This is a genomic window from Amycolatopsis sp. NPDC059027 (genome assembly GCF_042739735.1).
GTDB lineage: Bacteria > Actinomycetota > Actinomycetes > Mycobacteriales > Pseudonocardiaceae > Amycolatopsis.
The window spans coordinates 2,344-9,344 of record NZ_JBHYIK010000063.1 but is presented as its reverse complement, the minus strand read 5'-3'; the positions used below and the strand labels follow the sequence as shown (position 1 = coordinate 9,344).

Genomic DNA, 7,001 nt, shown 5'->3' with positions numbered 1-7,001 from the left:
CATACCGCCCCACCCCCCCCCCCCCCACCCCCGCCCCACCCCCCGCGGCCCGGGGGGGGTCCTTTGCAGCGCGGCGGCCCACAACCCCGCCCCCCTGCTCCGTTTTCGCGCAAAACTGTCGGTCCGTGGTTGCATCATGACGGTGTGGGCATGAGAAGCCTCAGGCCAGAGATGCTGGAAGATCTGTTCCCGGACGGCGTGGCCGCCCGGGCGAAACTCGTCGCGCTCGGCATATCCCACACATCCATCTCGCGCCGGTGCCGAGGCAACGGCCCATGGCAGCGGCCAATACCCGGGGTAATCGTATTCACCAACCGGGAGCCGACGGCCCGCCAGTTGTTCCGCGCAGCCCTGACCCATGCGGGCCCGGACGCGATGCTCACCGGTATCCACGCCGCACGGCTCCACGGCGTGCGCAATCTGCCTGCCGAACCACGGGTCCATACACTGATCCCGCACAGGAGCAAGGTCGCCACCTGGGGCTTCGCGATCGCCGAGCGGACGATCCACCTTCCTGACGCAGTCGTTGTCGACGGTCTGCCGCTCGCGCCGCTGGCAAGGGCTTTGATTGACGCTGCGCGACGGATGGACAACCTGACAAACGTGCACGCCATGATCGCCGACGCCGTCTACCGTGGGCTCTGCGATCCGCTTGATCTCCGCAAGGAGCTCGCGCAGGCCAGCACCATAGGTTCGGCACTTCCCCGGCGTGTCGTCCAAGAGGTCAGCAACGGTGTCCATGAGGCGGCCGAGCGGTGGCTCCGTGACGTTCTCGAGAAGAGCGGGCTGCCTCAGCCGGATTGGGACGTTGTTCTGGAGAACGAGTCTGGTGATGTCCTCGGCAGCGTCCAAGCGTGGTGGCCGATCGTCGGCTTGGCAGTACAACTCGACCTGGACGAGGTGGCAATCCATTCCGCCAGCCAGCACGAGGACAGCCCGCCAGCCGCCGAAGGACTCATACTGGTACGCCTTCACCCGCTAATGCTGCGCGACCAGCCACTGTCCGTAATTCGGGAGCTTCGCACGGCGTACCAGCGCGCGGCGCAACGCCCACCACCTCGGATCTCCGCCCGCGACCCCAGAACGGCCGCATGACATCCGTGTCACACTCAGCTCCCAAGCGAAAGCAAAGGTCCCTTGCTTCACTCCGGACGACTCAGCGCATACGGATGACCACGGTTCCGGTCAGACGATCGAGCCAGCTGCGACCATCGGCGTTGCGCACGGCCGCAGGAATGATCACGAAGGTGAGCACCGTGCGTACGACTGCTCTCCACAGTCCTACCATCGACGCCCCGTCGAGTCGGGCAACACGGATTCCCACCGCCCCCATCCCGGGAGTGAAGCCGAAGAACGCCGCCGAAATGACCGTGATGATCGCCCAGACGACCCCCGACCACTGGTTGAAGTTCTGCATCACAGCGGGATTCTGCAGGTTGGGCCGGACGAATATGGCTGTGACCAGTGCGGCGAGGACCAGGTCGATGACGAGGCCGAGCAGTCTCGCGCCACCGCTGGCCACCGCACCTACGCCGGATTCAGGCAGGCCGAGCGATTCGCCGCGCCATCGCGGAGCATGCTGATCACCTGCTGCCGCCCCGTCGCCGGTGCCGGGCAGCCATTCGCCGGTCCATCTCGCCACCCGTCCAGGGTATGCCGGTGGCGCAGGTCGCATTCGCCCTGGTCGACTACCCGGTATGCACCGACCCGTTAACACCGGCGAAACATACGGGTGACGGTCGGGCAACACCGCGCTCTTAGCGTGAGCCGAAGAGAGCACTGCCGTACGAGCTCGAACGAGAAGGAGTCACCGAGGGTGCCCACTACTCCAGACGATATCCAGCGTCTCATCGCCGACGAGGGCGTCGAGGTCGTCGACGTCCAGTTCTGCGACCTGCCCGGCGTGATGCAGCACTTCACGGTCCCCGCGAAGGCCTTCACCGAAGATGCCTTCGAAGAGGGTCTCGCGTTCGACGGCTCCTCGGTGCGCGGCTTCCAGTCCATCCACGAGTCCGACATGCTGCTGCTGCCGGACGCGGCGACCGCGCGGATCGACCCGTTCCGCAAGGCGAAGACGCTGGCGCTCAACTTCTTCGTGCACGACCCGTTCACCCGCGAGGCGTACAGCCGGGACCCGCGCAACATCGCGCGCAAGGCCGAGCAGTACATCGCCGAGTACGGCGTCGCCGACAACGTGTACTTCGGCCCCGAAGCCGAGTTCTACATCTTCGACTCGATCCGCTTCGACTCGGCCGAGCACGCCTCATTCCACGAGATCGACTCGGTCGAGGGCTGGTGGAACACCGGCGCCGACGAGGCGGGCGGCAACCAGGGCTACAAGACGAAGTTCAAGGGCGGCTACTTCCCGGTGCCGCCGGTCGACCACTTCGCCGACCTGCGCGACGACATCGTCCGCAACCTGACGAACATCGGTTTCGAGATCGAGCGTGCGCACCACGAGGTGGGCACCGCCGGCCAGACCGAGATCAACTACAAGTTCAACACGCTGCTGCACGCAGCGGACGACCTGCAGCTGTTCAAGTACATCGTGAAGAACACGGTGTTCGCGGCAGGCAAGACCGCGACGTTCATGCCGAAGCCGCTCGCGGGCGACAACGGCTCGGGCATGCACTGCCACCAGTCGCTGTGGAAGGACGGCCAGCCGCTGTTCCACGACGAGTCGGGCTACGCCGGCCTGTCCGACACCGCGCGCCACTACATCGGCGGTCTGCTCAAGCACGCTCCGAGTCTGCTGGCCTTCACGAACCCGACAGTGAACTCCTACCACCGTCTCGTGCCGGGCTTCGAGGCGCCGGTTTCGCTGGTCTACTCGCAGCGCAACCGCTCCGCCTGCGTGCGTATCCCGATCACGGGCAACAACCCGAAGGCGAAGCGCGCCGAGTTCCGCTGCCCGGACTCATCCGGCAACCCGTACCTGGCGTTCTCGGCGATGATGATGGCCGGGCTCGATGGCATCAAGAACAAGATCGAGCCGCCGGAGCCGATCGACAAGGACCTCTACGAGCTTCCTCCCGAGGAGGCCAAGGATGTCAAGCTCGTCCCGGGAGACCTCGGCACTGTGCTCGACACTCTGGAGAGCGACCACGACTACCTGCTCGAAGGCGGCGTGTTCACCCCCGATGTGATCGAGACCTGGATCTCGTACAAGCGCGAAAACGAGATCGACCCGCTGCGGCTGCGTCCGCACCCGTACGAGTTCTCGCTGTACTACGACGTGTGATCACGCGGTAGGCCCACCGTCACGCCGGTGGCGAGGCGCGGAAACGCCCTCGCCGCCGGCGTTTCTGTTTCCACGTGCGGCTGGTGGGTCAACCCGCGGTGGACATGACCTTGAGGTCGACGCCGGCCCGCTCGAAGCGTCCACGCGGATCATCGACGAGCTTGCGGCGATCGAGATCCATCAGCCCCAGCGTGCAGGTGATCTCCGCGGCCAAGGTCCCGTCGAGCTTGTAGATGTTCGAATCCATGCGGAACGTCTTGCCGTTCCCGAACTTGGTGTCACAGGTGACGTCGACCACATCGCCTGCCCGTAGCTCTCGGCGAAAGGCGACGTGCGTCTCAAGCATGACCGACGCCAGCTTCTCCTCGCGCAGACCTCCCGAAAGCCCGCCTGCCAGCTCCATCAGCTCCAGCCGGGCGACCTCGGCATATGAGTGGTACACGGCGTGGTTGAGATGGCCGAGGGTGTCCAGCTCGTAGTGGCGGACCTTCAGCCTGGTCCGGAATGGCTCGCGCTCAGTCACCCGCCCACTGTAAGCGCCGCTCCCGACCCGGCGCAGAGGAGCAAGGGACCTTTGCTGTCGCCGGGCGATAGCAAAGGTCCCTTGCTCCTCTCGGCGCTGTGGGTCAGTTTTCGTAGAACAGGCGCTCGACGACGGTGTGGGCGCGACGAGTGATGCGTCGGTAGGTGTCCAGGAACTCGCCGGGATCGTCATCGGACGTGTAGCCGAGAACACGTGCCACGGCGGTCAGGTCACGGCCCGAGCTGGGGATTTCATCGACGGCCCTGCCGCGGACGAGCATTCCCGCGTTCCGGACTCGAGTAGCGAGCAACCATGCCTCGGTCAAGGATTCGACGTCCGCTGCCGCAGCAAGGCCAGCTGGCTCGAGCGCGGCGAGCGCTTCGAGAGTGGATGTGGTTCGCAAGGCACCGACCTCGTGCGCGTGCCGCAGTTGCAGAAGCTGCACTGTCCATTCGACATCGGCCAGGCCGCCCCGGCCGAGCTTCGTGTGCCGTGTCGGGTCGGCTCCCTTGGGCATCCGTTCCGTTTCCACTCGCGCCTTGATCCGCCGGATTTCCCGCACACGGCCCGCATCGAGCCCACCATCCGGATAGCGAACAGGATCGAGCATCGTGATGAAGCGCTCGCCGAGGTCGGCGTCCCCCGCGATGAAGCGCGCACGCAGCAGGGCCTGTGCCTCCCACACCTCGCCCCAACGCGCGTAGTACGCCCGATACGACTCCAGCGTCCGCACCAGTGGGCCGCTGCGTCCCTCCGGCCGCAGGTCCGCATCCACCACCAACGCCGGGTCCGGGCTCGGCGCGCCCAGCATCTGCCGGACCGTTTCCGCTACGGACGAGGCGAAACGCACCGCTTCGGCATCGGACACACCTTCGGTCGGCTCACATACGAACAGGACGTCCGCATCGGATCCGTAACCAAGCTCGGCGCCGCCGAGCCGCCCCATTCCGATGACGGCGATCGCCGCGGGAGTGCGACCGAGTTCCGTCTGTCGTTGCCGGTTGGCCGTGGCCAGCGCGCCCTGCAGCACCGCCACCCACACGCTCGAAAGCGCTTCGCACACCCGCCGGACATCGAGCAGCCCGAGGAGATCCGCACAGGCCACCCGCAGCATCTCGTGGCGTCGCAACGACCTCGCGGCCGCCACCGACGCGTTCAACCCGGGTTGCCGGCGCACTGCGGCCCGCAGCGAGGTCGCGACCTCGGCCGGAGTGCGGCCGGTGAGCCGCGCTGGATCTCCCAGCAGCTGCAGCACCTCGGGTGCCCGCGCGAGCAAATCCGGGACGAGCCTCGATGTGCCGAGCAGGAAGGCCAGGCGTTCGACCACCGCGCCTTCGTCCCGGAGGACGCGCAGGTACCAGGGAGTCTCCTCGAGAGCCTCGGACACCTTGCGGTAGGACAACAGGCCCCGGTCAGGATCGGGGGTATCGGCCAGCAGGTCGAGCAGGACGGGAAGCAACGCGTGCTGGATCGCGGCTCTCCGGGAGACGCCCGCGGTCAGCGCCTTGATGTGATGGAGCGCGCCGTCCGGCGCTGCGTACCCGAGGGCAGCCAGCCGACTGGCCGCCTGTTTGGTGGTGAGCCGCAGAGCTTCGGTCGGCACGTTCGCCACCGACTGCAGAAGCGGCCGGTAGAACAGCTTCTCGTGCAGCTTGCGGATGCCCTGGCCATGCCGCCGGAACTCGGCCAGCAGTACTTCGCCCGCGCTCTTGCCGCCTGCGGGGCGGACGCCGATCGCGCGTGCCAGAATCCTCAGTTCGGCGGTGTCCGAGGCTTCGGGGAAAAGGTGGGTACGTCGCAGCCGCCGCAATTGCAGCCGATGCTCGACGGTCCGCAGGAACTCGTAGGACGCGCCGAGTTCGGCGGCGTCCTGGCGACCGACGTAGCCGCCCTCACCCAGTGCGGCCAAAGCCTCCATAGTGGAGGGTGAACGCAGGTCCGGGTCGATCCGGCCATGGACGAGCTGGAGTAACTGGACAGCGAATTCGACGTCGCGTAGCCCACCGCGGCCGAGTTTGAGCTCACGCTCGGCGTGCTCAGACGGGACATGGCCTTCGACCCTGCGGCGCATCTGCTGCACCTCGCCGACGAAGTTGTCGCGATCGGCAGCCGACCACACGAGGGGCGCGACCAGCTCGCTGTACTTCCGCCCCAACTCGGCGTCACCCGCGACCGGCCGTGCCTTGAGCAACGCCTGGAACTCCCAGGTCTTGGCCCACTTCTTGTAGTAACCAGCGTGCCCGTCGAGCGTTCGTACCAACGCGCCGGACTTGCCTTCGGGACGCAGCGCCGCGTCGACCTCGAAGCAGGCGTTGCCGACGATGCGCATCATCGTGCTGGCCAAGCGGGTAGCGACTGTGAGGTCGACGCCACCGACGAAGATGACGTCGACGTCGCTGACGTAGTTGAGCTCGCGCCCACCGCATTTACCCATCGCGATGACGGCGAGCGTGTCCTCCGCCTTCGCGCCGACCTCTGTTTCCGCCACCGCCACGCCGACGATCAAGGCGGCCTCGGCAAGCCGGGTCAGCTGGCTCGCGACCTCTGCGTAGTGCGGGTGCTCCAGGCCCGGTTCCACGAGATGGCCGAGGTCGGCCGCGGCGATGCCGAGGATCAGCTCGCGATAAGCGGACCGGAGAACCTGCTCGGCCTCAGGACCGGTCACCAGCGTGCCATCAGGCCCGCGCATCTTCTCCAGCAGCAGCTCGGCGTAGCGCGCAGGATCGGTGCTTTTCTTACCGGTGAGCGAATGCCAGGCCTGCGGATTGGCGGCGAGGAAGTCGGCGAGCGCGCTGGACGTGCCGAGCGCTCCCAGCAACCGCCCGCGAAAAGTCCGGTTCTCGCGAAGAGCCTGGTCGAGTTCCGCCCACCCCGCGCCGTCGGCCTCCCGAATCCTGTCGAGTCCACGGAGCGCCAGATCGGGATCCGGCGCGCGGGAGAACGCGGACAGCACATCGGCGGCGGCCGCGCTCGATCCGGTGACATCCCACCAACCAGCAGCACGAAGCTGCTCTTCGGCCCGGCTGTCGGTGAAGCCGTACCTCGCCGCGGAAGCGGTCGGACGAGCTCGGTCTGCCATCACGCCCTACCGTATCCGAGCGGACACCGCCAAGCCGTGAGGAGCAAGGGACCTTTGCTAACGCCGGGCGGTTGGCAAAGTGCCGGGGTCCGCTTGAGGCGGGGCGTTGGGGGGGGGGTGTGTGGGGGGGCGAGGGGGCGGGGGCGGGGGAGCTGGGT

At 67.0% G+C, this 7,001-nt stretch carries 5 protein-coding genes; 2 read left to right on the top strand and 3 right to left on the bottom strand.

Going from position 1 to position 7,001, the window contains the following annotated elements:
• Positions 1-171 precede the first annotated feature (171 nt).
• Complete coding sequence (locus tag ACFWY9_RS34025; protein WP_378340788.1) at positions 172-1,095, top strand: hypothetical protein; 924 nt, start codon at positions 172-174, stop codon at positions 1,093-1,095.
• Between the two features lie 61 nt (positions 1,096-1,156).
• Here the strand turns inward: ACFWY9_RS34025 and ACFWY9_RS34020 are convergent, their stop codons facing one another.
• The gene (locus ACFWY9_RS34020) at positions 1,157-1,546 is read right to left on the bottom strand and encodes an RDD family protein (protein ID WP_378330329.1); all 390 of its coding nucleotides are present in this window, start codon (positions 1,544-1,546) and stop codon (positions 1,157-1,159) included.
• A gap of 270 nt (positions 1,547-1,816) precedes the next feature.
• Here ACFWY9_RS34020 and glnA point away from each other — a divergent pair, with 270 nt between their 5' ends.
• Complete coding sequence (gene glnA / locus ACFWY9_RS34015) at positions 1,817-3,241, top strand: type I glutamate--ammonia ligase (protein ID WP_378330289.1); 1,425 nt, start codon at positions 1,817-1,819, stop codon at positions 3,239-3,241.
• Positions 3,242-3,329: 88 nt separating this feature from the next.
• On the opposite strand, the gene ACFWY9_RS34010 is transcribed toward glnA, so the two are convergent.
• Together ACFWY9_RS34010 and ACFWY9_RS34005 are read right to left on the bottom strand one after the other, a co-directional pair.
• On the bottom strand, positions 3,330-3,764 hold the full coding sequence (locus tag ACFWY9_RS34010; RefSeq protein WP_378330288.1) for an acyl-CoA thioesterase: 435 nt from the start codon (positions 3,762-3,764) through the stop codon (positions 3,330-3,332).
• Positions 3,765-3,867: 103 nt separating this feature from the next.
• Positions 3,868-6,843, bottom strand: coding sequence for a bifunctional [glutamine synthetase] adenylyltransferase/[glutamine synthetase]-adenylyl-L-tyrosine phosphorylase (locus tag ACFWY9_RS34005; RefSeq protein ID WP_378340787.1), 2,976 nt, complete (start codon positions 6,841-6,843; stop codon positions 3,868-3,870).
• Between the last annotated feature and the right edge of the window lie 158 nt (positions 6,844-7,001).

Bases quoted from the DNA above. Each gene is read 5' to 3' on its own strand.
- ACFWY9_RS34005 (WP_378340787.1), bottom strand. From the start codon at position 6,843: ATGGCAGACCGAGCTCGTCCGACCGCTTCCGCGGCGAGGTACGGCTTC.
- ACFWY9_RS34025 (WP_378340788.1), top strand. From the start codon at position 172: ATGCTGGAAGATCTGTTCCCGGACGGCGTGGCCGCCCGGGCGAAACTC.